This window comes from Streptomyces sp. NPDC090445 (genome assembly GCF_044769385.1).
In the GTDB taxonomy this organism is placed as follows: domain Bacteria; phylum Actinomycetota; class Actinomycetes; order Streptomycetales; family Streptomycetaceae; genus Streptomyces.
This window is the reverse complement of sequence record NZ_JBIVXV010000029.1, coordinates 38,087-63,060: the sequence shown is the minus strand read 5'-3', so window position 1 is coordinate 63,060 and position 24,974 is coordinate 38,087. Positions and strand designations below refer to the sequence as shown.

Here is a 24,974-nt window from a genome sequence, read left to right as displayed (position 1 = left end):
GCCAGTGGCCCCAGGCATGGCCGTCTGGGCGATCACGCCCATTGGCTGCCTGATGGGCGTCGCGGATGCTTCATAGGTCGGCGATAGAGCCGTTCACCAGGTGTTGCCGGCAGTCCAGAGCCTCCCCCGTCCACCGCGTGCAGTCCAATGTTCGAATCCAGGGGGGAGTGGAGTGCGGTGCCGTCCGTCCAGTGGCCTGTCTGCTGAGCCCCGGCTTGGCGGCCATCCCCGCGAACGGCCGCGGGCGCCGCCCTCACCGGGGGCAACGCCTGACCCGCGCGGTCCCGGGGGGCCGGACACCCCATGGTGTCCGGCCCCCTGGAGGGCGTACACCGCGATGGTCGTCCCCGCCCGGGTGCCGCGGCTGTGGTGTCAGTGGGGCGGGCTATCCTTCCCGGCACCGCATACCGACCGTGAGGATCACCAGAAGTGACCGGCCGCCTGACCGTCTTCCCGCTGCCCTTTCAGACTTCCCGTTCCCCGGCGTTCACGACGCCCCGGACGCTGCGGGAACTGCAGATGATGCAGTGCAGCGCGCAGCTGCGTGCCAAGCCCGCGTGGTTCGAGAAGATGAACGACGCCGACATCGTCGCCAGGTGGACGCAGGAAGCGGTGGCGCAGGGCCTGACCGAAGCACAGGTGCGCTACGTGCTCGCCGAGCTGGGGCACTACGCCGTGCTGCGGGACGCGCGGACCGGCATCGAGGTGTCCGCGGTCGACGGGGTCTGGCAGTCGGACACCCTCGTCGACGAGCAGCTCGGGTCCCGGTTGCGGGAGGCGGTCCGGGTCCTGGAAGAGGTCCCCGAAGCGGAGCGGGACTGGCATCCCGGATCCGGGGGCCAGGTGCTGGATCTCGTGCACCCCTCACTGTTCTGCCTGGTGCGGGAGGCGAGCGGAGGGCCGGAGCGGGCCTGGCGGAATCCGACGAACCACTACGCGAAGTACGAGTTCTCGGAGAGGTTCCAGTGGCTGCCCACGGACGCCGACGTCAGCGACGACGGCGCCGTCGCCTTCCGCTCCTACGTCAACAACGTCCACCCCGAGGCGCACCGCGCACTGGCCTCGGTCCTGCCGGACGTGTTCGCGCGCCTGCGCCCGCTGTTCGAGAACGTGCTCACCGATCTGCGGCACCCGCGGCCCCTGCGCATCGAGGCCGATCCCTACGGCTGGTACGACTCGGAACCGGAGTATCCGCGCCAGTCGTCCTACAGCGACAACGCGGCCTACATGGACGCCCGCGCTGCCTGGGACGAGGCCTATGAGGCCTGGTGGGAGAACCGCCGCCCGATCGTCCCGGACGCTCCGGCCTTCAGCCCGCCCGCACTGCCCGACGCATCCGCCCGGGTCGACCTGCGCGGCCGACGACTCCAGGTCATCGTCAAGCTCGCCACCGTCCACCTCACACCGGACAAGCCCGAGTACCCCGGCGGTTCGTGGCACGTCGAGGGCATGCTGAACGAGCGGATCGTCTCGACCGGCATCTACTACTGGGACAGCGAGAACATCACCGAGAGCCGGCTGGGATTCCGGGCCGCACTCGACGACCCGCATTACGAACAGAACGACGACGCCGGGCTGCGCGAGGTCTACGGCCTTGAGGACGAAGACGCGCTGAACCAGGTGCTGGGCTCGGTACCGACCCCCGCGGGCCGCTGTCTGGCGTTCCCCAACGCCCTGCAGCACCGCGTGGACGCGTTCCGCCTCGCGGACCCCACCCGCCCGGGACACCGCAAAATCCTCGCGTTCTTCCTGGTCGACCCGGCAGAGCAGATCGTCTCGACCTCCGACGTGCCGCCGCAGCAGCCCTGGTCCGACACCTCGACCATGACGCTCGAGCAGGCCAAGTCGTACCGCGAGGAGCTCATGAAGGAAAGGAAGTTCTTCGTCGACGAACACAACGAGCAGCTCTACGAACGGGAGTTTTCTCTCTGCGAGCACTGAACCGCCGGTCGGGGCCCGGTCGTTCGTGAGGTGGGGCCTGGTTGTGCAGGTCGGTTGAGCACTGAGCAGCTTCACTGGTCTGCAACATTCGGCCCTGCGGCCGGGGCGGGGGTGTTACGGCGGCACCGGCGCGCCCAGGTGATGCCGCCCATCGGGGCCCGCCAGCCGGTGCCGGTGGCCCGCTTGTCCTGGCAGCCTGCGCAGCCGTCCTCGCCGTGGATGTGCCCGGTCGCCGCCGCTCTCCCGCCGGGCGTCGGGCACACCTCCGCGGATGAGTGCGAGCTTCGGGTTGTCGACCGGCGGCAACGGTGCGCGCCCCACCTTTCCGGGCGCGCTGCTGGTCTCGGCAGTCTGCCGCTGTCGAGTAGTCAACACTCCTTGTCGCTGGTCTGGAATGGAGACCGACTCCGCAGGGGCGGGACCGGCTCAGGCGCCGTACCAGCCGAAGGCCCCAGCCTGCTCGGGCCAGTCAAAGGACTGGTGCAGGGCCACGAATGCGGTGATCAGGCGGGGGTCGAGGTCTCCGGCCCGCACGCGGTAGCCCTCGGCCATGCCCTGGACGACCAGGCGCGTCCGGCCCGAGGCCTCGCGCCAGGTGATCCGGCGGGGAGGACGGAAGCTGGCGTCGTCCTCGGCCATGAAGGCGGCTATAGCGAGCATCCAGCTCAGCAGCAACCCGGTCGGCCGGGACGACCCTGAACGAGCTGATCCGCATCGCCGGTGCACGCTGGGCGGTCGAGGAGTGCTTCCAGACCGCGAAGCAGGAGTGCCAGCCGAGGCGGGGCGCGGCCCGGAGTGCCAGCGGAAGTAGTCGGCTGCGGCGCCCCCAGCGGCTCTTGACGAGGGCGTCGGCGGGCTGGTCGTGGGTCATGCTGGAACGCCCTTTGACAGCAGCCGTGGTGGCTTTCTCGTAGAGTTCCGCCTTCGTCAGAGACCGCAGCCACCCGGCGCCCGAGCTCCCGGTGCGCTACTTCGCGGGAGGCTTCCGCTCGAGCCCCGTGTTCCTGGAGGCGCTGGCCTTCTCTCCCATGTTCTGCGGGCTGCGGGCCCGCTCGGTGCTGGCGCACAGAGCCTTCATCAGGTCGACGACGCCGGTGGCGGCGCGCCGCCGCGATGGTACTCGGCGGGAACGAGCAGGCGCACGGCGTGTGGCAGGCCGCAGGCTGCGGGCCCGAGGACAACTGGACCCGTTGGGCCAAGCCGCTCACCGCCTGACCCGGCGCCGTCCGGTCCGCCGTACGGGTGAACGCCGTGTCCCGATCCCGGCACCGGGGCCGGGAGCGGGACACGGCCCATCAGTGGCCGGGCTGCTTCCAGAGGGTGAGGTTCGCGGCATAGGCGGGCGGGTCGTAGGGGCGCCCCGTCGGCTTGACGTCGGTGATCTGGAGCATGGCCAGGTTGCCCTCGGAAGTGACCGAGCACAGTACGTCGCCCTTGACGATGGCCTCCTTCTCGATGAGCGCCGTATTGGAGAGCTCGGCCGGGAGCGGCGTGGTGTCCGCCGCCTGCCGACAGGCCTCGGGAGTGGTGCCGGGGGACTTCGCCATGGCGTGGCGGAAGTACATGTTCTGGAGGATGTACCAGAACTCGACCTTCTTGTCGCTGATGTCGCCGCTCGGCAGCACCTTGGGCGCGTCGAGGTCAACCGTGATCATCGAGCCCGTGGGGGGTCCGATGAGCAGGGGCTTGTCCTTGAACACCACCTCGTATGCGGCGGGCTGGGACGGCTTCTGCCCGGACGGCGTCCCCGGGGGCTGCTCAGGGTCGGACTTCTGACCCTCCGATGCAGACGGCTGCTGAGGCCGTGCGCTCGTGCCCCGGTCCGCTGCGGCGGTGTTCCTGCCTCCTCCCGTGTCCGTATCCCCCTGTCCGCCGGAAGCGGCCCAGACGATGCCGCCGCCGACGACCAGCGCCGCGGCGGCCGCCGCGGCGAGCAGCCCCGTCCTGTTCCCCCGCGCGGCCGGGGCTTCAGGAGGCGCCGGCGGAGCCGCGGGAGGGACCGGCGGGGCCTGCGTCGGCGCGGCGTGCACCGACGGCCCGCCCGCCTGCGTGGGAACGTACGTCGGGGAGTACGCCGGCGCGGCACCCGCCGGCGCGGCACCCGCCGCCGGGAGGCGGTCGAGCTCCGCCTGCCTTACGGCGACCGCGCCCGCCCAGGGCTCGGGCAGCCAGTCCTTGACGTTGGTCGCGGCGCGTCCCGCCAGTCGCTCGCACAGCTCCACCAGCCGCCGCGGCGTGGGGCGTGCGGCCGGGTCGGCCGCGAGTGCCGATTCCAGCAATGGCCGCAGCCAGTCCGGATAGCCCGAGAGGTCGGGCGGACGTACGGCCGTGTTGGCGATCTGCGTCGCCACGGTCAGGGCGCTGCCCGTCCCGTACGGGTGGCGGCCCGTGGCGGCCACGGCAGCGATCAGGCCCAGCGAGAACACGTCGCTCGCCGCGGTGACGTCGGCACCCGTGCCCTGCTCGGGCGACATGAACTGGGGCGTCCCGACGAATCCGCCGGTGCTGGTGAGGCGGGTGGAGTCGGCGGCCCGCGCGATCCCGAAGTCGATCACCCACGGCCCGTCCGCCGCCAGCATGATGTTCCCCGGCTTGAGGTCCCGGTGGACGATCCCCGCCGCGTGCACGGACTCCAGGGCCCGCGCCACGCACGCCACCACCTGCAGGGCGGCAGTCAGCGGCAGGGGCCGAACGCGTCCAGTGCGGGGAGCCCAGTAGTTCTCGCCGCAAGAACAACGCTCAGCCCGGGAGCCTCCCACGACCTGGGCTGATCTCAGGGAAGGCCACCCGGCTGTACGGGTTGGCCGGTAATGTTCGTCTTCAACCTCACTGTCGGCCGCATCAGCGAAATACGCGGCGTCTCGGACCGCCTCGGCCTCTTTCTCCAGCTCGGCTGGGACTGGCCCAAGGCCGACTGAGCACAGCCCTCCACCACCGTCGTCCCGCGACGCAGAGGGGTGCGCGGACCGGCGCCATGGCGGGCGGTCGCCGGCGCGGCGACGCCGGTGCCGGCGGCGTCCCGACGGCATACCCCGCCGAGCCTTCGGGTGAGTAGCCGGCGGGCCGGAGCCGCGAGCGTCTCAGCCCAGCGGCTCCAGGCGGTGACGGCCACGCACACACTGCACACTGCAACCGCGCCCCAGGCCGTGGGAATCCCCTGCGTGCCGGTGCGGGCGGCGACCACACCGCCGACGATCGCACACGTGGCGTCCCGGTCGCCGCAGCCACCGGCGGTCCGCCACAACGCCTCCGTCAGATCGTCCGGCTGACCCGCGGCACACCAAAGGGCGAACGGAACCATGCCGGGAATTGAGATCCCGTAGCCCGAGCCGAGTGCTGACGCGCGAGGCGTACGGAGCTGAGCTCGGAGAAGCTCGCGGCGACCAGCGGCCCGGAGCGTCAGGCACGTGAGCGGCGACCTCCCGGAGGAACTCGCCACGCACAGGGACGGCTCGCCCCTGCGAGGCCGCTGCCGGGTCGGGTCCCGGTCGCTTCGGTCGCTGACCAAGGCCGAACGGACGAGACAGCCACCAGGGCCGGGACCAAGGGCCGCTCGGGCATGAATCACCCTCCACCTTGATCCGGCCCCTCGTCCTGGCCGTGCCCCTCGGCATCGGCGCCGCCACCCTCGCCGGGTCCCCGTACTGGATCCCCCCGGCGCTGACCGAGGTCGTCGAGAACGCCCTCCTCGCCCTCGGACCCGGCACCTGCCCCGACCGGTGAGCAGCCAATGGCACGCCGGGCGAGGCCCCGTTACCGGGTGAAGGGAACGACCGGAACGTCCACGAGCGGGCGGTTTCCCCGGGCCTCGGGCGAGGGCGTCGCCGCCGGGGAGCAGCCCGCGGAACACCGGAACCATCCGTGACCTCCGTCACTTTCGGTTACCTCAGGCGCATGCTCCGGCCGAGTCGGGGCAACCGCGGCGTCATGCCAGAAACTCCGCGGGTCACCCCGCGGTACCGCACCACCGGAGGTACGAAGAGCCGTGTCGGAACAGCAGACGATCCACATCGCCGGAACCTGGAGGTCCGCCGTCTCGGGGGCCACCCGCGAGGTCCTCGACCCCGCCGACGCCACGGTGCTGGCCGTGGTCTCCGAAGCCGGCACCGCCGACACCGACGCGGCGGTCGCCGCAGCCCGCGACGCCTTCGACGCCGGCATCTGGTCCCGGGCCCCCACCGGGGTCCGCGCCGGCCTGCTCCGCCGGACCGCCGTCCTGCTGCGCCGCGACAAGGCGAGGATCGCCCTGCTGGAGAGCCGGGACACCGGCAAGACCGTCCAGGAGGCCCTGATCGACGTCGAGTGCGTCGCCGCCGCGTTCGAGTACTACTCCTCCCTCGTCGCCGACGGCATCGCGGGCCGCGTCGTGGACGCCGGCTCGGAGGACGTGCACAGCGTCGTCGTCCACGAACCGCTCGGCGTGTGCGCCCTCATCACCCCCTGGAACTACCCACTGCTGCAGGCCGCCTGGAAGGTCGTCCCGGCGCTCGCCGCCGGCAACACCCTTGTGCTCAAGCCCAGCGAGGTCACTCCGCTGAGCACAGTGGTGCTGATCGAGTTGCTCGCCGAGGCCGGACTGCCCGACGGCGTGGCCAACCTGGTCACCGGCCCCGGCGACCCGGTCGGCGCCCGGCTCGCCGCACACCCGGCCGTCGACCTGGTGTCCTTCACCGGCGGCCTGACCAGCGGCACCTCGGTCGCCCGCGCGGCCGCCGACACGGTGAAGCGGACGGCCCTCGAACTGGGCGGCAAGAATCCCAACATCGTCTTCGCGGACGCCCTCGCCACCGAGGAAGGCTTCGACACCGCGGTCGACCAGGCCCTCAACGCCGCCTTCATCCACAGCGGCCAGGTCTGCTCGGCCGGCTCGCGGCTGATCGTCGAGGAGGACGTACGTGAGGAGTTCGTCACCGAACTCGCCCGCCGCGCGGACCTGATCCGCCTCGGCCGCGGCACCGACCCCGGTGTCGAGTGCGGCCCGCTGGTGTCCCCGGCGCAGCGCGCCCGCACCGAGGAGTACGTCGCCTCCGCCCTGGCCGAGGGGGCCGTCCTCCGGGCCGGCGGCCGACGCCCCGACGATCCGGCCCTCGCCGACGGTTACTTCTACCGGCCGACCGTCCTCGACGGATGCCACCGCGGGATGCGGGTGGTCCGCGAGGAGGTCTTCGGACCGGTCCTCACCGTCGAGGTGTTCCGCACCGAGGACCAGGCCGTCAGCCTCGCCAACGACACCGAGTTCGGCCTGGCCGGCGCCGTGTGGACCGGGGACCCCGGGCGCGCCCGCAGGGTCGCCGCACGGCTGCGCCACGGCACCGTCTGGATCAACGACTTCCACCCCTACCTGCCCCAGGCGGAATGGGGCGGCTTCGGCAAGTCCGGCACCGGCCGCGAGCTCGGGCCGGCGGGACTGGCCGAGTACCGCGAGACCAAGCACGTCTACCAGAACCTCGCCCCGCGCCCCGTGCGCTGGTTCGCGGGATGAGCAGACGAGCACAGGAGAGGAACCGCACATCGTGAACACCCACCCCCACACCACGCACGCGTACGACTACGTGATCGTCGGCGGCGGCACCGCCGGCTCCGTCATCGCCTCCCGGCTCACCGAGGACCCCGACGTCTCGGCCGCCGTCGTCGAGGGCGGCCCCAGCGACGCCGACCGCCCCGACGTGCTGACCCTGCGCCGCTGGACGGAGCTGCTCGGCGGCGAACTCGACTACGACTACCCCACCACCGAACAACCCCGCGGCAACTCCCACATCCGGCACAGCCGGGCCCGCGTCCTCGGCGGCTGCTCCTCGCACAACACCCTGATCTCGTTCCGGCCGCTGCCCTCCGACTGGGACGAGTGGGCCGACGCGGGCGCCGACGGCTGGCACGCCTCCGCCATGGACCCGTACTTCGACAAGCTGCTCAACCACATCGTCCCGGTCGCCGACGAGGACCGGAACGCCATCGCCCGCGACTTCGTCGCCTCCGCCCGCACCGCGCTCGGCGTACCCGTGATCGAGGGCTTCAACGAGAAGCCGTTCCACGAGGGTGCCGGCTTCTTCGACCTGGCCTACCACCCGGAAACCAACAAGCGGTCCTCCGCCTCCGTCGCCTACCTCCACCCCGTGATGGACACCCGCGACAACCTCACGATCCTGCTGGAGACCTGGGCGTACCGGCTGGAACTTGACGGCAGCCGGGCCCGTGGCGTGCACGTCCGCGGCGCGGACGGCACCGAGGCCCTGCTCACCGCCCGCCGTGAGGTCATCCTCTGCGCGGGCGCCGTGGACACCCCGCGGCTGCTGCTGCTCTCCGGCATCGGACCGGGCGAACAGCTGTCCGGGCTCGGCATCCCCGTCGTCCACGACCTGCCCGGCGTCGGCGAGAACCTCCTCGACCACCCCGAGTCGGTGATCGTCTGGGAGACCGAGGGCCCCATCCCGGACAACTCCGCGATGGACAGCGACGCCGGCCTGTTCGTGCGCCGGGACCCGGACTCCGCCGGCCCGGACCTGATGTTCCACTTCTACCAGGTGCCCTTCACCGACAACCCCGAGCGGCACGGCTACGCACGCCCCGCGCACGGCGTGTCGATGACCCCGAACATCCCCAAGCCGCGCAGCCGCGGCCGCCTCTACCTCACCAGTGCCGACCCGGCGGTCAAACCGGCCCTGGACTTCCGGTACTTCACCGACGAAGAGGATCACGATGCCCGGACCCTGGTCGACGGCATCCGCATCGCCCGCGAGGTGGCCCGTACCGAGCCGCTCGCCGGCTGGCTGCGGCGGGAGGTTTGCCCGGGTCCGGAGATCACAGGCGACGAGGAACTGAGCGCCTACGCCCGGTCCGTCGCGCACACCGTCTACCACCCGGCGGGCACCTGCCGGATGGGCGCCGCCGACGATCCGGACGCGGTGGTCGACCCGGAGCTCAGGGTCCGGGGCCTGGACGGCCTGCGCATCGCCGACGCGTCCGTGTTCCCCACGATGCCCGCCGTCAACCCGATGATCGGAGTGCTCATGGTCGGTGAGAAGGCCGCCGAACTGCTGGGGGGCGGTGCCCGATGAGCCGCACCCCGGAACACGCGACACACGCAGAGAACCCGGACCCGCACACCGGCCCCGCCCAGGGCGGCGCGCCCGGAGCCGAGCACCTGCCGGAGCCCGGCGCGCAGCACGACCCGGGGCACGCCCCAGGGCCTCTCCCGCAGTCCCCGCCCGCCGAACCCGCCGCGCCGGCGACGGCCTTCCCGGCCGTCTCCCCGGTGGCGGCCTCCCCTCTGGCGGCCTCCCCTCTGGCGGCCTCCCCGGCGGCGGCCGCCGCGCTCGGCGCCGCCGCCGTGTCCGAAGCCGTGTCAGAGCCCGCCACCGGCACGCCCGCCGGCGCCCCGGCCTGCCCCGCCGAACCCGCCGCCGACGCGCCCGCCGAACGTCCCCCGGTGTTCTCCGTCCGCGGCCTGTGGAAGGTGTTCGGCCCGGCCGCGGCCGCCGCCCGCATCCCCGGCTCGCCCGAGGCGGCCCTGTCGCCGGCCGACCTCCGTGCCCGTACCGGCTGCACGGCCGCCCTCCGCGACGTCGGCTTCGACGTGCGCAAGGGGGAGGTGTTCGTCGTCATGGGGCTGTCCGGCTCCGGCAAGTCCACCCTGGTCCGCTGCCTGACCCGGCTCATCGAGCCGACCGCCGGCCACCTGTCGGTGGACGGCGAAGACGTCCTCGCCATGGACCGGAACGGGCTCCGCGAGCTGCGGCGGCACCGCGTCGCCATGGTCTTCCAGCACTTCGGCCTGCTCCCGCACCGCACGGTCCTGGACAACATCGCCTACGGGCTGGAGATCCAGGGGATGGGCCGCACCGAGCGCCGCGTCCGCGCCGGCGAACTCCTGGCCAAGGTGGGCCTGCACGGGCTCGGCGAGCGCCGCCCCGACCAGCTCTCCGGCGGCCAGCAGCAGCGCGTCGGCCTCGCCCGCGCCCTCGCCTGCGACCCCGAAGTGCTGCTTTTCGACGAACCGTTCAGCGCCCTCGACCCGCTGATCCGCCGCGAGATGCAGGAGGAGGTCGAGCGCCTGCACCACGAGGACGGCCGCACCATGGTCTTCATCACCCACGACCTCGACGAGGCCCTCCGCCTCGGCGACCGCATCGCCCTGATGAGGGACGGACGGATCGTGCAGATCGGCACACCCGAGGAGATCGTCGCCTCGCCCGCCGACGACTACGTCCGCGACTTCGTCCGCGACGTCCCGCGCGAACGGGTCCTCACCGTCCGCAGCGCGATGCGCCCCGCCGGTCCCGGCGATCCGGGCCACGGGCCGGCCCTCGCCCCGTCGGCCACCGTCGCCGACGCCATCGAGGCCGTCGCGCGCAGCGGCGGCAGCGCCCGCGTGGTCGACGACGGGCGCTGCCTCGGCATCGTCGACGACGCCGCGCTCCTCGCGGTGGTGGCCGGCGTATCGCACCCCGCTCCCGGCCGGGGGGAGGCGACCGCATGAGTACCGCCGGCCATACCAGCACCCCCGCCGGCCGGACGCGCGGCACCGCCCGTCCCGGCACCGGGGCCCCGACGTCCCCGCCCGGCGCCCGCCCCCGCACCGGCCCCGGAACCCGGACCAGTACCCGGGCCGTGGTACCCGGCACGGGGGACACCCGGACCGCGGGCGCCTCCGCAGGAAGCGGCACCCCCGCCCGCCCCGGCAGCCGCTCGGTCGGCGCGCGCGCCCTGTTCACCCGGCACGCCCGCCGCCGCCTCATGCCCTTCGCCGCCGCCGCGGCGGTCCTGGTCACCCTCGGGCTGCTGTTCCCCGGCGCCGCCTGGCCCACGGCACTCGACGTCGACCTCTCCGGCCCGCTCGGCTCCGCCGGCGACTGGATCATCGACAACCGCGACACCCATCCCGCGTTCCTCTACTTCTTCGGGCACATCAGCAACGCCGTGGTGATCTCCGTGCGGGCCGTCTACCTGGTGCTGCTCGCCGCGGGCTGGACCGGCGTCCTCGCCCTCGCCGGCCTGCTCGCCTGGCGCCTCGCCGGTGTCCGCCAGGCCGCCGTCTCCGTCACCGCCTTCGCCGTGTGCGGTCTGCTCGGCATGTGGATCCCCACCATGCAGACCCTCGCCCTGATGGCGGTCGCGGTGGCCGCGTCCGTCCTCATCGGCGGCCTGCTCGGACTGGCCGCCGGACTGTCCCCGCGTACCGGACGGCTCCTCGCCCCGGTCCTGCAGACCATGCAAATCCTCCCGGCGTTCGCCTACCTGCTCCCCGTCGTCCTGGTCTTCGGGATCGGCGTGCCGGCCGCCGTCCTCGCCACGATCGTCTACGCGGCGCCGCCGATGGCCCGGCTCACCGCGCTCGGTCTGCGCGCAGCGGACGGCGGCGTCCTGGAGGCCGCCGCCTCACTCGGCGCGACCGGCCGGCAGCGCCTGCTGACGGCCCGGCTGCCCCTGGCCCGCCGCCAGATCATGCTCGGCATCAACCAGGCCGTCATGATGGCCCTCTCCATGGCCGTGATCGCCTCGGTGATCGGCGCCGGTGGCCTCGGCGACCGCGTCTACCAGGCCCTCGCCTCCGTCGACGTCGGCGCCGCCCTGGCCGCCGGCATCCCCATCGTGCTGCTCGCCGTCGTCCTCGACCGCACCGCGCACGCCGCCGGGGAACGCCTGGGCGCCGGCCCCGATCCGGCCGACCGCCCCCTGCTGTGGCAGGTCTTCTCCGGCTGGTACGGGCACCTGCTCACGGTGCTGGCCGCCGTCGCCGTCTCGGTCGCCGGCCGGATGCTCGGCACCGCGCAGTGGCCCGGCACCTGGACCGTGTCCATCGCCGAGCCCGTCAACCGGGCCGTCGCCTGGACGACCGGCCACCTCCGCTCCGGCGTGCCCGTCGTGGGCGGCACCGCCGACTGGGCCGCCGCGTTCACCGGCTGGGTCCTGGACCCGCTGCGCGCGGCACTCCAGGGGCTGCCCTGGTGGTCGGTGCTGCTGCTGGCGGCCGCCGCAGCCCTGGGCGCCGGTACCTGGCGGACCGCCGTCAGCGCCGTCACCGCCCTCGCGGCCGTGGGCGCCCTCGGAGTCTGGGACGCCTCCATGGACACCCTGTCCCAGGTCCTCGCCGCGGTGGCGGTCACCCTGCTGCTCGGTTTCGCCATCGGCATCGGCGCCGCCCGAAGCGCCCGCGCCGAACGGCTGCTGCGGCCCGTGCTCGACGTCTGCCAGACCCTGCCACAGTTCGTCTACCTGATTCCGGTCGTCGCCCTGTTCGGTGTGGGCCGCGCCCCGGCTGCCGCGGCCGCCGTCATCTACGCGCTGCCCGCCGTGGTTCGCGTCACCGCCCAGGGACTGCGCGAGGTCAGTCCGGCCGCCGTGGAGTCGGCCCGCTCGCTGGGTGCCACCCGGGCCCAGCTGCTGCGCCAGGTCCAGCTGCCGCTGGCCCTCCCGTCCCTGCTGCTCGCGGTCAACCAGGCCGTGGTGCTGGTCCTCGCCGTCGTCATCATCGGCGGCCTGGTCGGCGGCGGCGCCCTCGGATACGACGTCGTGTTCGGCCTCGCCCGCGGCGACCTGGCCACCGGACTGGTCGCGGGTGCGGCGATCGTCTGCCTCGGGCTGCTGCTCGACCGCATCACCCAGCCGGCGAAGGAGTCGCAGGCATGACCGTCCGCCCTCCCCGTTCCCCCGACCGCCGTACGGCCCCGGCAACCCGTACGGTCCCTGCAACCCGTACGGTCCCTGCGGCCCGTGGCGTCCGTACGGCGGTCACCGCGGCTGCAGCCGCGGCCGGCCTGCTGCTGGCCACCGGCTGCGGCGCGGCCGACATGACCGCGCAGGCGTCCCCGTACGCCGCCGCGCAGGGCGCCAAGTCGGTCACCCTGTCCGTGCAGTCCTGGGTCGGCGCCCAGGCCAACACGGCCGTCGCCGGCTACCTGCTGGAGCACGAACTCGGCTACCGCGTCGACACCGTCCAGGTCGACGAGGTCCCCGCCTGGGACGCCCTCAGCCAGGGGCGCATCGACGCCCTCCTGGAGGACTGGGGCCATCCCGAGCAGGAGAAGCGGTACGTGAAGGACAAGCAGACCGTCGTCTCCGGCGGGGAGAACGGCCTCACCGGCCACATCGGCTGGTTCGTGCCCGAGTACTTCGCCAAGGAGCACCCCGACGTCACGGACTGGAAGAACCTCGACCGCTACGCCGACCGGATGCGCACCCCGGAAAGCCGGGGCAAGGGCCAGCTGCTCGACGGCAGCCCCTCCTACGTCACCAACGACAAGGCTCTGGTGAAGAACCTGGGCCTGGACTACGAGGTGGTGTTCGCGGGCTCCGAGGCCGCCCAGATCACCCAGATCAAGCAGTTCGCGAAGGAGCGCAAGCCGTTCCTGACGTACTGGTACGTGCCGCAGTGGCTGTTCGAGACCGTCCCGATGACGGAGGTGAAACTGCCCGAACACAAAGAGGGCTGCGACGCCGACCCGGAGAAGGTGGCGTGCGCCTACCCGCACACCCCGCTGAAGAAATACCTCAACGCCCGCTTCGCCGAGATCGGCGGACAGGCCGCCGAGTTCCTGAAGCGGTTCCGGTGGACCGCCGAGGACCAGAACGAGGTGGCGCTGCTGATCGCCGAGCGGAAACTCACCCCGCAAGCGGCCGCCCGCACCTGGGTGGAGCGGCACGAGGACGTCTGGCGGGCCTGGATCCCCTGACGCCCCGCCGGCGCGCCCCCGCCCGCGCGCCCCCGGGTGCGCGGGCGGGGCCCTGGCCTCCGTTCGATGGGCAAAGCCCTGGCCGACCCCACCCGCCGTACGATCCTCGACGAGCTCGCGGAGCGGCCCGGGCAGATCCTGTTCGGGTCGGCGTCGGGCATTACGATCATGTGGTTCTTGGCTCCGCCGAAGTACTGGGCGCGCTTGGGCGGGTGCGGCCTGCCAGAGCGGAATCATGACAGGGAAGTTGAACGGGGTGATGCCGGCGACCACGCCGAGTGGGCTGCGCAGCGAGTGGACGTCGATGCCGGTGCCCGCGTTGTCGGTGAACTCGCCCTTGAGCAGGTGCGGGATCCCGGCGGCGAACTCGACTACCTCCCGGGCGGGCCTAGAGTCGCGGTATGCGCATCGTCTCCCTGCTTCCGGCGGCCACGGACATCGTGGCGGACCTCGGACTCGTCGCCGACCTGGTCGGACGCACCCACGAATGCGACTGGCCGCCCGCCGCGGTCGCCTCCGTGCCCGTCGTCACCCGCGCCGAATTCGACGCGGACAACCTCAGCAGCCGGGAGGTCTCCGAGGCGGTCGGCGGGGCCGCCCACTCCGGTTCCTCGCTCTACACCCTGGACACGGAGGCGCTCGCCGCGCTCGCACCGGACGTCCTGCTCACGCAGGATCTCTGCGACGTCTGCGCGGTGTCCTACGAAGGCGTCTCCCGCGCGGTGCGCGTCATGGACACCGGTCCCCGGGTCCTCAGCCTGGAACCCAAGACCCTCGACGACGTACTGGACTGCCTGGTCACCGTAGGGGACCTGCTCGGGGTACGGAAGCGGGCCGAGCGACGGCGCACCGAACTGCGCGGCCGGCTCGACGAGGTCCGCCGGCTCACACGCGGCATGGCCAGGCCCCGGGTCGTCGCCATCGAATGGCTCGACCCGCTGTGGCCCGCCGGCCACTGGGTACCGGAACAGATCACCGCGGCCGGCGGGGAACCGCTGCTGGCCGCGCCCGGCGAGCACACCAATCCGATGACCTGGGAGGCGGTCCGCGAGGCCCGCCCGGACGTGGTGCTCGTCCTGCCCTGCGGCTTCCCGCCCGAACGGACCATGGCGGAGACCGACCTGCTCACCGCACTGCCGGGCTGGCAGGAACTGCCCGCTGTGAGCGCCGGGGAGGTGTGGGTTCTGGACGGCCCGGCGTACTTCAACCGACCGGGTCCCCGCGTGGTCCGAGGCGCCGAGGTGCTCGCCCACGTGCTCCACGGAGTGCGGGCGGGGGGCCCGGTGACCGAGGCGGAGGCTCGGCGGCTGGGCTGAGCCGGATCCTCAGTCCCGGCCTTGAGTCACGGGGTAGGGGATGAACGTGCTGCTGTTCTCGTCGACGGTCAGGGCGCGCCCCAGGGGCGGGACGGCGCGCTGGGGGCAGTCGAGGCGTTCGCAGAGTCGGCAGCCCATGCCGATGGGGGTGGCGGCGGCGGTGTTGTCGAGGTCGAGTCCGTCGGAGTAGACGAGTCGGGGCGCGTGCCGGATCTCGCAGCCGAGCCCGATGGCGAAGGTCTTGCCGGGTTCGCCCCAGCCGCCGCGGTGGCGGGTGACGGCGCGGGCGGTCCACAGGTACCGCTGTCCGTCGGGCATGGCGGCGACCTGGACGTGGATCCGGCTCGGCGCGGCGAAGGCCTCGTACACGTTCCACAGCGGGCAGGTACCGCCCGCGCGGGAGAAGTGGAATCCGGTGGCGGACTGCCGTTTGGACATGTTCCCGGCCCGGTCGACCCGGACGAAGGAGAAGGGGACCCCGCGCAGCCTGGGGCGCTGCAGGGTGCTCAGGCGGTGGCAGACGGTCTCGTAGCCGAGGCCGAAGTGGTCGGTGAGGCGTTCGATGTCGTAGCGGAACTCCTCGGCCGCCGTGTGGAAGGCGCCGTACGGGAGGATCAGCGCGGCGGCGAAGTAGTTGGCGATGCCGATCCTGGCCAGACCGTGGGCGGGGGAGCCGGCCGGGAAATCCTCGGTGGCGAGCCGGTCCAGCTCGTCGCCGTACTCGAGCAGGGCGAGTTGGGTGGCCATGCGGAACGCCTGCTGGCCGGGGCGCAGCCGGCCGGACAGGTGCAGGACCCGTGTCCCTTCGTCGTAGTGGTGCAGCCGGTCGGAGTCCGAGGCGAGCCGGATCCCGTGGTGCTCGGTGAGACGCTTCGACAGCACCCGGACGACCTCTCCGGGGCGGACGCCGATCTCCCGGGCGAGGTTCTCGGCGGCGAGGTCGGTGTCGTGGAGGTAGTTCTGGCGCCGGTAGAAGAACTCGCGGATCTCCTCGTGCGGTGAGCGGGGCGCGGCCGGGCCCCCGTCCCTGCCGTCCGCGGTGTCGGCCAGCCGCTCCGCCAGGAGCTGGCTGCGCCGCCCCAAGTCCAGCAGGACGGAGGCCACCGCAGGCATCCGGGTGGCGAGCTCGGCCAGGTCGGAGGGAGAGACCCGGGCCTCGGCGACCTCGTTCGCCAGAGCCTCGCGCAGGTCGGCGACGAGGCGGCTGGTGTCGCGTTCCGAGAAGAACCCGGGGTCCACGCCGAACGCCTCGGTCAGCCGCAGCAGGACCGGCACGGTCAGCGGACGGGAGTCATGCTCCATCTGGTTCAGATAACTGGGAGAGATGGCCAGAACGCGCGCCAGCTCCGCCTGGCTCATCCGGCGCTCCTCACGCAGCCGCCGCAACCGCGCACCCGCGTACGTCTTGCTCACCCGGTCTCCTTTCGGCCTCGTCCGGCCTCAGATTACGCATGATCCCGTCGCTGTGAACCCTTCGCACACTTGGCAAAAGCGCCGCGGAAGATTCGCAGAAATTGGCAGACGTACCTCATTGATGGCACTGCGTGCCGCTGTCAGAGTCTGTCGTGCGGCCCGCCGGACCCCGGCGGCCAGGCAGACACACTGGGCCCGACTCGCGCCCTGACGTCGGGAATTCCGGACAATCCAGCCAGGCTGGCCTGCAGCATTGCTCAGCTCCTCCCCAGGTGGGGCCGGCGGCCCGCAACCCCAGATCGAGGCACACAGTGCCAACCTCCCGTCGTAAGAGATGGCAGGTTGGCAGGCCAAGCGAACCCATGGAGACGGTGACGGTCATGGCAGACACCAACACGACGGCGGCGGCCGAGCAGCTCAAGCAGCGGTGGGCCGACGACCCGCGATGGGCGGGCATCGAGCGCACCTACACCGCCGAGGACGTCGTCCGGCTCTCCGGCAGCGTCCGCGAGGAGCACACCCTCGCCCGCCGCGGCGCCGAGCGCCTGTGGCGACAGCTCCACGACATGGACTACGTCCACGCCTTGGGCGCGCTGACCGGCGGCCAGGCCGTGCAGCAGGTCCGCGCCGGCCTCCAGGCGATCTACCTGTCCGGCTGGCAGGTGGCGGCCGACGCCAACCAGGCCGGGCACACCTATCCCGACCAGTCCCTGTACCCGGTCAACTCCGTCCCCCAGGTGGTCCGCCGGATCAACAACGCGCTGCTGCGCGCCGACCAGATCGCCACCGCCGAGGGCGGCGCCGACACGACCGACTGGCTCGCCCCGATCGTCGCGGATGCCGAGGCCGGCTTCGGCGGCCCGCTCAACGCCTTCGAGCTGACCAAGGCGATGATCGCGGCCGGCGCAGCGGGCATTCACTACGAGGACCAGCTCGCCTCCGAGAAGAAGTGCGGCCACCTCGGCGGCAAGGTCCTCGTCCCCACCTCCCAGCACATCCGCACCCTGAACGCGGCCCGCCTCGCGGCCGACATCGCGGACACCCCGACCCTGGTCATCGCCCGCACGGACGCTCTCGCCGCGAACCTGCTGACCAGCGACGTCGACGAGCGCGACGCGCAGTTCTGCACCGGCGAGCGGACCGCAGAGGGGTTCTACCGCGTCCAGAACGGCATGGCTCCCGTCATCGCCCGCGGCCTCGCCTACGCCCCGTACGCCGACCTCATCTGGGTCGAGACCGGCACCCCGGACCTCGCCCAGGCCCGCGAGTTCGCCGAGGCGATCCACGCGCAGTACCCGGATCAGATGCTCGCCTACAACTGCTCGCCGTCCTTCAACTGGAAGGCGGCCCTGGACGACGACCAGATCGCCACGTTCCAGAAGGAGCTGGGTGCCATGGGGTACAAGTTCCAGTTCATCACGCTGGCCGGCTTCCACTCCCTCAACCACGGCATGTTCGACCTGGCCCGCGGATACGCCGAGCACGGCATGACCGCCTACGTCGACCTCCAGGAGCGCGAGTTCGCCGCCCAGCAGCACGGTTTCACCGCCGTGAAGCACCAGCGCGAGGTCGGCACCGGCTACTTCGACCTGGTCTCCACCGCCGTCAACCCCGCCTCCTCCACCACCGCCCTCACCGGCTCCACCGAGGAAGAGCAGTTCCACTAGGACGCCCCGCCCCCGCCCCCGCCCCCGTCGGCGCCTACGGCCGGCGGTCCGTGTTCAGCGGGAGCCGGACGACCGTCTCCGCCCGGCTCCCGCCCCACCCTCGTCAGGAGACCGCATGACCACCACCACCGCTACCACGCACCAGGTCCGGGTCCTTGCGGCACCCGGCGACCGCCACGACGAGATCCTCACGGCGGAGGCGCTCGACTTCATCGGCCGCCTCGACGCGGCCTTCGCAGACCGCCGTCCGGACATCCTCAAGGAGCGGATCCGGCGCAAGGACCGCCTCGTCTCGGGATCACCGCTCGACTTCTCCATCGCCACAGCCGCAGTCCGTGCCGACGCCGACTGGCGCGTGGCCCCGCCCGGCCCGGGCCTGGAGGACCGCCGGGTGGAGATCACCGGCCCGCCGGACCGCCGCATGACGGTCAACGCGCTCAACTCCGGTGCCCAGGTGTGGATGGCGGACTTCGAAGACGCCACCGCCCCCACCTGGAACAACGTCATCGGCGGCCAGCTCAACCTGCTCGACGCGATCGAGCGCCGCATCGACTTCACCACGCCCGAAGGCAAGGAGTACCGCCTCGGGGAGGACCTGGCGACCATCGTCGTCCGCCCCCGCGGCTGGCACCTCCTCGAAGAGCACCTGGAGATCGACGGACGGCCCGTCCCCGCGTCCCTGGTCGACTTCGGGCTGTACTTCTTCCACTGCGCCCAGCGGCAGATCGACGCCGGACACGGCCCGTACTTCTACCTCCCCAAGCTGGAGAACGCCGGCGAGGCCCGCCTGTGGAACGACGTCTTCGTCCTCGCCCAGGAACTCCTCGGCATTCCGCGCGGTACCGTCCGCGCCACCGTCCTCATCGAGACCATCACCGCGGCCTTCGAGATGGAGGAGATCCTCCACGCCCTGCGCGAGCACAGCGCCGGCCTCAACGCCGGCCGCTGGGACTACCTCTTCAGCATCATCAAGACCTTCGGCCACCGCACCGACTTCCAGCTCCCCGACCGCGCCCAGGTCACGATGACCGCCCCCTTCATGCGCGCCTACACCGAACTCCTCGTCCGCACCTGCCACAAGCGCGGCGCGCACGCCATCGGAGGCATGGCCGCCCACGTGCCGGCCAAGGACCCCGACGCCAACACGGCGGCCCTGGCCAAGGTCCGCCTGGACAAGGAACGCGAAGCCGAGGACGGCTTCGACGGCTCCTGGGTCGCCCACCCGGCGCTCGTCCCCGTCTGCCGCGAGGTCTTCGATGCCGTCCTCGACCAACGGCCCCACCAGCTCGACCGGACCCGCGAGGACGTACACGTCCGCGCCGCAGACCTGCTCTCCGTCCGCCGCATCAGCGCCCCGCCCACGGCAGCGGGAGTACGGGCCAACGTGGCCGTCTCGCTCCGGTACTTCGAGGCCTGGCTGCGCGGCCACGGAGCGGTCGCCCTCCACGGCCTCATGGAGGACGCGGCCACTGCCGAGATCGCCCGGGTCCAGCTCTGGCAATGGCTGTGCCACCGGAGGATCGACCGGGATGACCTGATCGCCGTGTTCGAAGAGGAATGCACCGCGCTCACCGCAGAGCGACCGTACGCCCTCGTCGCGGAGGCCAGGGCGGTCCTGGAGCGGGTCGCCCTGGAGCGGGACCTGCCGGCCTTCTTCACCCCCGACGCCTACAGCCGTCACCTGGTCCGCCGCGGGGAGGTGCGGTCATGAGCGCCGGTATCCGCCGGGTCGGGGTCGTGGGAGGCGGGCAGATGGGCGCCGGCATTGCCGAGGTCTGCGCCCGCGCCGGACTCGACACGGTCGTCTGTGAGGCGGACGACACGGCCGCCCGTGCGGCCCGCGAACGGGTCGCCGTCTCCCTCGAGCGCGCCGTCCAGCGAGGCAAGCTCGACCGGATCTCGGCTGAGGACGCCCTCGCCCGCCTCGTCTTCACCGGGAGCCTCGACGACCTCGCCGACCGGCAGCTCGTCATCGAAGCGGTGACCGAGAACGCGGACGTCAAGATCGAGACCTTCGCGGCGCTGGACAAGATCGTCGAAGACCGCCAGGCGATCCTCGCGACGAACACCTCGTCCCTGCCCGTCATGCGGCTGGGCATGGCCACCGGGCGCGCAGACCGCGTCGTGGGCCTGCACTTCTTCAACCCCGTGCCCGTCCTCCCGCTGGTCGAGGTCGTCTCCTCGCTGCACACCTCCCGCGAGACCGCGGAGACGGTGGAGGCCTTCGCCCGGGAGACCCTGGGCAAGACGCCGATCCGCTCCCAGGACCGGGCCGGCTTCGTCGTCAACGCCCTCCTCGTCCCGTACCTGCTGTCGGCGATCCGGATGGCCGAGTCCGGCTTCGCCACCCCGGCAGACGTCGACGCCGGCATGGAACTCGGCTGCGCACACCCCATGGGGCCGCTGAAGCTGGCCGACCTCATCGGCCTCGACACCGTCGCTGCCATCGCGGAGTCGCTGTACGACGAGTTCAAGGAACCCCTCCACGCGCCGCCGCCGCTGCTGATGCGGATGGTGCAGGCCGGGCTGCTGGGCCGCAAGACGGGCCGGGGGTTCCACACCTACGACCGGGACTGCTGAGGGGCCCGGTGCCGCGGCCGGGCTGAGGGTCCCGGCGGCGTGTGGTGGAAGGGGGTGCGGCGGAGTGGTGTCCGCCGCACCCCCTTCTCGCTGTGCCGTCGCCACTACGCACGGCCCTGGCGCGCGGGACTACGGCGACGATGGGCGCAGCGGCCCACACCCCGACCCGTGTGACGAAGTTGCCCCACGTGACCGTGGTTGGACGGCGAGGGGGCGAGGATGAATGCGCGGAACGACAGGTCCACCGCAGATGACGAGCCGATGGTGACCATACCTGCACGCGACTACGGCAACCTGCTCGCTGCGCGTCGACAGCCCGGCGCGCAGAACTCTCGGATGAGTGCCCTGAAGCAGACCCTCGGCAGCCTGGTCGAATACGTCGAACTGCTGGAGGCGGATCTGATCGAGGCGGCCGAGCAGCAGAATGCTGGGGAGGCCGCTGCACCGCAGCGTGTGTCCGGGGACGTTGCCGCCGAACTCGGCCGGCGCGTTCAGCAGGCCCGCGCGGTCATCGGCCCTCGAGGCTGGAGCCTGTCTCTTGGAAGTGCGGTGCGCATGGTGCTGCATGCCGGATCGAAATCCTGTGGCAGCAGCACTCGCCCCGCAGCGGCTGATCGAGCGGGTCGTGGGCCTCGACGAGGCGGCAGCGCTGCCGCCTGGCTTCGACCGGGCCTCCCCCGCCGGGATGACGATGACCGATCCGCTCCACGGCTGAATCCACGCCGGACGCGGCCGGGGCGGCGGGCGTGGCGTAGGGATGTGTCCGGGTTGTCGGGTGATGATGGCGCGGTGCGACTTGATCACGTGTCCTATGCGGTGGCCCGCGACAGCTTCGCCTCGACCGTCCAGTGGATCGGATCGGCCCTCGGCGCCGGGTTCGTCGACGGGGGCGTGCACCCGCGATTCGGCACCCGCAATTTCATTCTCCCGCTGAGCGGCGGGACCTACGTCGAGGTCGTCACCACACTCGACCACCCCGCCGCCGACCGCGCACCCTTCGGCCAGGCGGTCGCGCGCCGCGCCGCCGAGGGCGGCGGCTGGCTCGGTTGGGTGGTCTCCGTCGACGACATCGCCCCGGTCGAGGCCCGCCTCGGCCGCACCTCGGCCGAGGGCCACCGCGTCCGCCCCGACGGGTTCGACCTGAGGTGGAAGCAGATCGGCCTGCTGGAACTGCTGGAGGACCCGCAACTGCCCTACTTCCTCCAGTGGTTGGTCCCCATCGAGGAGCGCCCGAGCGCCGACCCGCGCACCTCCACCACCATCCACGGGGTCTCCATCGCCGGCGACGCCGCCTCCATCGCCGAATTCCTCGGCGAACCGGCCGACCACCCCCTCGACCAGATCGACGTCACCTGGGTCGAGGATGAGGAACCGGGCCTGGTCTCGGTTGAGTTCGCCACCGCCCACGGCCCGGTCACGATCTGACCAGGGCCCGACTGCCCCGCCGGAGCAGCCGGCTGGGGCGCGCCCTGGTCCTCGCCATCCAACTGGCCGCGGCACCGGAGGTCCTGCTCCTCGACGAGCCGACCCGCGGACTGGACTACCGGGCCAAGGAGCAGCTGATCCGATCTGCATCTGCCTGGCCGGCCCGGCCGTCCTGACCGTCTTCCGCCGCGCCGCCCGCAAGGCCCGTTTCCAGGCCCCGGTCCGCTTCACCCGCTCGCCCGAGCGCATGGACGCGGCCGGGGCCTGACAACGGACCTGCCTACGCCTCCGCGAGACCGGGGACCGGTCGCGGCCGGCCCTCGGCGTCGATGGCGACGAAGGTCAGGCTGGCGGTGGCCACGTCGGTGGCGGGGGTGGTGGTGGCGTTCCAGCGTTCGGCGGTGACGCGTACGGCCACCGTCATCGAGGTCCGGCCGGCGCGTTCGAGGAGGGCGTGGACGGTGAGGAGGTCCCCGGCGCGGGCAGGCGCGATGAACGTCATGCGGTCCACGGAGACCGTGACGGCGGGGCCGTCGGCATGGCGGCCGGCCGAGGCCGCGGCTGCGTCGTCGATGAGCTTCATGACGACGCCGCCGTGGATGGTGCCGTAGAGGTTGGTGTCGTGCTCGCTCATGATGTGGGCGAGGGTCACACGGGAGTCGGCCGGCGCCTTGTGGGCGCGGTTGCCTGCGGTGGTGTCCGTGGTCACGGAACTCTCCTTCGCGAGTCGTGGCTCGACCCGGCGGCGTGCCGCGGGCGCGAAGGAGCGACGGGCCGGTGTGTGCCCGCTGCCGCCGGCCCGCCCACGAGGCCCTCGGGTCTCCGTACGCGCTCGTCGCGCACGGGCAGCGGGCAGGTCTTCGGACTCGCGGGCACGCCTGCCGGGTGGTGGACCCGGCGGACACCTACCGGCCGTCGCTTCCCAGGAACTCGCGTTCCCAGTGCGTATGACGGCGGTCGTTCCCGCTCACCGCTGCGGGGCAGTCCCGGATTCCCACCGGGTTCCCTCTTACGACGCATCCCGCCATGGGGTCCCCCATGCCGTTCAGGCCATGGGGGAGGACGGGGCGAACCAGCTGCGCTCTCACCCTAGGTCACAGTCCTGAGCATTTCGGCGGCCGAGCCGGATGGCGTACGTCTCACGTCCCGAAGGGGCCGCCCCACGGCCTTCCAAACCGACCACCCGGCAAGGCCTCAACGTCGGCCCGCCCGGTCAGATAGCCGGTACATCAGCCCTGCCTGTGGTTCAGCTTCCGAAGTCCCCTCTCGCAACGGCCTTCGCCTGGCCAGCACCGATGCCCGGACCGGATGCGGGCTTGAGGGCTCGGATGATGGCGGAGTGCAAGCCGTCGGCGACAGCGTGCGTCGGGGTGATCTCGACGTTCGCGAACCCGGCGGCCTCCAGCCCGGCGCGGTACTGGCGAAGGAGAGGGCGCCGGCGATGCAGCCGACGTAGTCCCCGCGCTCGGCCCTCTGCTCAGGGGTGAGGATGTCGTCGGCGACGACGTCGGAGACACCGATCCGGCCACCTGGCTTGAGGACCCGGAAGGAGCTCGTTTTTGCAAAGGGGGAAGGCGGCTCTGACCGGCAAATTTCTCTGCAACGGCATTGCATGACGTGAATCTCTCGATATTGTGGCCCCGAACCGTCACACCACTCACGACTCCGCCCGCGCAGGGCGGGCGGTCTCTCGCGCCACGCGAGGGGTACGTGGAGAGGGGGGTTCGAGATGGGCAAGCGAACGCGTCGGCGGCGCAAGGGAGGCCAGCAGCCTCCGCCGCCCGGCATGCAGTTACTCATCGCAGCTCTGGTTGCGATCGGTGCGCTTGCCGACTGTGTGAGGCAGTTCCTGTAGCAGGGAGCTGGGGCGTGGTATGCCGGTAGGGCCTGGCCTGGTGGGCGGGTCCGACCGCTGCATGGTCGGCCGGACCCGCCCAATCTCACGCAGTCACTGGTTTGGCCCCGGTTGCCGCCGGGGCCAAACCGCCTGAAGTGACATAACCAACTGAGTTGCTTCAGTGAGCGTGTGAATCACAATGCATCATGAAAGCCCAATAGGCAACGTGACGCATAAAAGTTGACGTGCAGGATGTTCTGACCTGCGATAACGCAATAAAAATGTACCTGGGTGTCAACTTATATGTGTCAGAGGGACTGACCGGCCGCCCCGTGAGCGCCGCGATCTCGGCCGGGTCAGTCACGGTGCGTGGTGTGCGCTGCCAGCGCTGCGCGAACCCGGATTCGCTGGGCAGGCCGCGCGGCCACCACCATGGCGGGATCCCCTGATGACCGAGCTCCACGTGTTCCGCGCCCAGCCGCAGCCCCGGATTGCCCCGGAGTGATCCGGGAGCCGGGCGGGCAGTCCACCGCCGGCGCGGTGACCACCTGCGCCGTGGCCTGGACGGTGCGGCCATCACCACTGCGGACCTGGCGACGGACAGCCGCCACCAGCGCCCGAACCCCGATCACCGGTGGACCGGAGGCGGGGCCGTACGCAGTGGAGGCGGCGCAGGCCGGCCAGGGCGGCGATCATCACGTCCGCGCCGAGGGTTCCCGCGTCGAGGGCACGGAGCCTGCTGTCGGCGTTGCCGCGGATCGGTACCGGTACGAGTGCCGGGCGGAGGGCCTTGAGGAGGGCCGACCTGCGGGGCGCGCTGGTTCCGACCCGGGTGCCGGGCGGCAGCGCGGCGAGTGCGGCCGCGGGGTGGCCGGTGGGGAGGACGAGGACGTCGCGGGTGTCCTCCCGGGGCAGGACCGCTCCGACGAGGATGCCGGGGGATCGGTCGTGCGGGCCGGGCAGGTCCTTGGCGCACGCGATCGCGGCCTGGACGCGGCCGTCGAGGAGGTACCGGTCGGCGTTGCGGGTGAAGGCCCCTTGCCGCCGATCGCCGCAAGCGGGCCACGGTGCGGTCGCCCTCGGAGATGATCTCGACGATGTCGAGGACCGCCTTCGGGTACCGGGA

17 protein-coding genes, 4 pseudogenes and 1 riboswitch are annotated in these 24,974 nt (G+C 72.2%); of the genes and pseudogenes, 13 read left to right on the top strand and 8 right to left on the bottom strand.

Annotation, left to right across the window (positions count from 1 at the left end):
* The first annotated feature begins 429 nt into the window (after nt 1-429).
* Nucleotides 430-1,941: a DUF4246 domain-containing protein gene (locus tag ACIQUT_RS33670; protein WP_403568625.1), complete on the top strand. Its 1,512-nt coding sequence runs from the start codon at nt 430-432 to the stop codon at nt 1,939-1,941.
* Between the two features lie 426 nt (nt 1,942-2,367).
* Here the strand turns inward: ACIQUT_RS33670 and ACIQUT_RS33665 are convergent, their stop codons facing one another.
* The 3 genes and pseudogenes from ACIQUT_RS33665 to ACIQUT_RS33655 form a co-directional block, all read right to left on the bottom strand.
* Nucleotides 2,368-2,601: a hypothetical protein gene (locus ACIQUT_RS33665; protein WP_403568624.1), complete on the bottom strand. Its 234-nt coding sequence runs from the start codon at nt 2,599-2,601 to the stop codon at nt 2,368-2,370.
* Between the two features lie 635 nt (nt 2,602-3,236).
* Complete coding sequence (locus ACIQUT_RS33660) at nt 3,237-4,700, bottom strand: protein kinase (protein ID WP_403568622.1); 1,464 nt, start codon at nt 4,698-4,700, stop codon at nt 3,237-3,239.
* Nucleotides 4,701-5,146: 446 nt separating this feature from the next.
* Nucleotides 5,147-5,242 (bottom strand): annotated as a pseudogene (locus tag ACIQUT_RS33655) (ADP-ribosylglycohydrolase family protein); the annotation flags it as partial.
* Between the two features lie 275 nt (nt 5,243-5,517).
* On the opposite strand from ACIQUT_RS33655, the gene ACIQUT_RS33650 reads away from it, so the two are divergent.
* The 6 genes from ACIQUT_RS33650 to ACIQUT_RS33625 all read left to right on the top strand — a co-directional run bounded on the left by ACIQUT_RS33650 (nt 5,518) and on the right by ACIQUT_RS33625 (nt 13,610).
* Nucleotides 5,518-5,664, top strand: a complete 147-nt coding sequence (locus tag ACIQUT_RS33650) for a hypothetical protein (RefSeq protein ID WP_403568620.1) — start codon at nt 5,518-5,520, stop codon at nt 5,662-5,664.
* Nucleotides 5,665-5,926: 262 nt separating this feature from the next.
* Nucleotides 5,927-7,423 (top strand): aldehyde dehydrogenase family protein, encoded by a 1,497-nt coding sequence (locus ACIQUT_RS33645; RefSeq protein ID WP_403568618.1) that lies wholly within the window; start codon nt 5,927-5,929, stop codon nt 7,421-7,423.
* Nucleotides 7,424-7,454: 31 nt separating this feature from the next.
* A complete protein-coding gene (locus ACIQUT_RS33640) occupies nt 7,455-8,996 on the top strand; it encodes a GMC family oxidoreductase (RefSeq protein ID WP_403568616.1) in 1,542 nt (513 codons plus the stop codon).
* 284 nt (nt 8,997-9,280) lie between these two features.
* Entirely contained in the window at nt 9,281-10,417 is a 1,137-nt protein-coding gene (locus ACIQUT_RS33635; protein WP_403568658.1) for a glycine betaine/L-proline ABC transporter ATP-binding protein, read from the top strand.
* Complete coding sequence (locus ACIQUT_RS33630; RefSeq protein WP_403568614.1) at nt 10,414-12,567, top strand: ABC transporter permease; 2,154 nt, start codon at nt 10,414-10,416, stop codon at nt 12,565-12,567. Before ACIQUT_RS33635 ends, ACIQUT_RS33630 begins: the two co-directional genes overlap by 4 nt.
* Before the next feature lie 161 nt (nt 12,568-12,728).
* Entirely contained in the window at nt 12,729-13,610 is an 882-nt protein-coding gene (locus ACIQUT_RS33625) for an ABC transporter substrate-binding protein (RefSeq protein ID WP_403568656.1), read from the top strand.
* A gap of 201 nt (nt 13,611-13,811) precedes the next feature.
* Here ACIQUT_RS33625 and ACIQUT_RS33620 read toward each other — a convergent pair.
* Nucleotides 13,812-14,099, bottom strand: a pseudogene (locus ACIQUT_RS33620) (aldehyde dehydrogenase family protein); the annotation flags it as partial.
* Between ACIQUT_RS33620 and ACIQUT_RS33615 the strand changes: the two are divergent.
* Nucleotides 14,012-14,926 carry a cobalamin-binding protein gene (locus tag ACIQUT_RS33615; protein WP_403568613.1) on the top strand — a complete coding sequence of 305 codons (915 nt, stop codon included), beginning with the start codon at nt 14,012-14,014 and terminating at the stop codon, nt 14,924-14,926. The pseudogene ACIQUT_RS33620 and the gene ACIQUT_RS33615 sit on opposite strands and share 88 nt — an antisense overlap.
* Nucleotides 14,927-14,935: 9 nt before the next feature.
* Here ACIQUT_RS33615 and ACIQUT_RS33610 read toward each other — a convergent pair whose 3' ends face one another.
* Nucleotides 14,936-16,339: a short-chain fatty acyl-CoA regulator family protein gene (locus ACIQUT_RS33610; protein WP_403568611.1), complete on the bottom strand. Its 1,404-nt coding sequence runs from the start codon at nt 16,337-16,339 to the stop codon at nt 14,936-14,938.
* 380 nt (nt 16,340-16,719) lie between these two features.
* On the opposite strand from ACIQUT_RS33610, the gene aceA reads away from it, so the two are divergent.
* The 5 genes from aceA (at nt 16,720) to ACIQUT_RS33585 (ending at nt 22,011) form a co-directional block, all read left to right on the top strand.
* On the top strand, nt 16,720-18,006 hold the full coding sequence (aceA, locus tag ACIQUT_RS33605) for an isocitrate lyase (protein WP_403568609.1): 1,287 nt from the start codon (nt 16,720-16,722) through the stop codon (nt 18,004-18,006).
* A 115-nt stretch (nt 18,007-18,121) separates the two neighbouring features.
* Nucleotides 18,122-19,717: a malate synthase A gene (gene aceB / locus ACIQUT_RS33600; RefSeq protein WP_403568607.1), complete on the top strand. Its 1,596-nt coding sequence runs from the start codon at nt 18,122-18,124 to the stop codon at nt 19,715-19,717.
* Nucleotides 19,714-20,586, top strand: coding sequence for a 3-hydroxybutyryl-CoA dehydrogenase (locus tag ACIQUT_RS33595; RefSeq protein WP_403568605.1), 873 nt, complete (start codon nt 19,714-19,716; stop codon nt 20,584-20,586). Before aceB ends, ACIQUT_RS33595 begins: the two co-directional genes overlap by 4 nt.
* 583 nt (nt 20,587-21,169) lie before the next feature.
* Nucleotides 21,170-21,301: a hypothetical protein gene (locus ACIQUT_RS33590; RefSeq protein WP_403568603.1), complete on the top strand. Its 132-nt coding sequence runs from the start codon at nt 21,170-21,172 to the stop codon at nt 21,299-21,301.
* 74 nt (nt 21,302-21,375) lie between these two features.
* Nucleotides 21,376-22,011, top strand: a complete 636-nt coding sequence (locus ACIQUT_RS33585; RefSeq protein WP_403568602.1) for a VOC family protein — start codon at nt 21,376-21,378, stop codon at nt 22,009-22,011.
* Nucleotides 22,012-22,291: 280 nt separating this feature from the next.
* Here the strand turns inward: ACIQUT_RS33585 and ACIQUT_RS33580 are convergent, their stop codons facing one another.
* The 3 genes and pseudogenes from ACIQUT_RS33580 to ACIQUT_RS33570 all read right to left on the bottom strand — a co-directional run.
* Nucleotides 22,292-22,720 carry an acyl-CoA thioesterase gene (locus ACIQUT_RS33580; protein WP_403568600.1) on the bottom strand — a complete coding sequence of 143 codons (429 nt, stop codon included), beginning with the start codon at nt 22,718-22,720 and terminating at the stop codon, nt 22,292-22,294.
* Between the two features lie 145 nt (nt 22,721-22,865).
* A riboswitch (cobalamin riboswitch) is annotated at nt 22,866-23,023 on the bottom strand.
* Between the two features lie 234 nt (nt 23,024-23,257).
* A pseudogene (locus ACIQUT_RS33575) lies at nt 23,258-23,586 on the bottom strand (arsenite S-adenosylmethyltransferase); the annotation flags it as partial.
* 838 nt (nt 23,587-24,424) lie between these two features.
* Nucleotides 24,425-24,832 (bottom strand): annotated as a pseudogene (locus tag ACIQUT_RS33570) (hypothetical protein); the annotation flags it as partial.
* Nucleotides 24,833-24,974 lie beyond the last annotated feature (142 nt).

Excerpts from the sequence above, each read along its gene's own strand:
- ACIQUT_RS33665 (WP_403568624.1), bottom strand. The coding sequence starts at position 2,601 with ATGCTCGCTATAGCCGCCTTCATGGCCGAGGACGACGCCAGCTTCCGT.
- ACIQUT_RS33630 (WP_403568614.1), top strand. The coding sequence starts at position 10,414 with ATGAGTACCGCCGGCCATACCAGCACCCCCGCCGGCCGGACGCGCGGC.
- ACIQUT_RS33625 (WP_403568656.1), top strand. The coding sequence starts at position 12,729 with ATGACCGCGCAGGCGTCCCCGTACGCCGCCGCGCAGGGCGCCAAGTCG.
- ACIQUT_RS33615 (WP_403568613.1), top strand. The coding sequence starts at position 14,012 with ATGCGCATCGTCTCCCTGCTTCCGGCGGCCACGGACATCGTGGCGGAC.
- aceA (WP_403568609.1), top strand. The coding sequence starts at position 16,720 with ATGGCAGACACCAACACGACGGCGGCGGCCGAGCAGCTCAAGCAGCGG.
- aceB (WP_403568607.1), top strand. The coding sequence starts at position 18,122 with ATGACCACCACCACCGCTACCACGCACCAGGTCCGGGTCCTTGCGGCA.
- ACIQUT_RS33595 (WP_403568605.1), top strand. The coding sequence starts at position 19,714 with ATGAGCGCCGGTATCCGCCGGGTCGGGGTCGTGGGAGGCGGGCAGATG.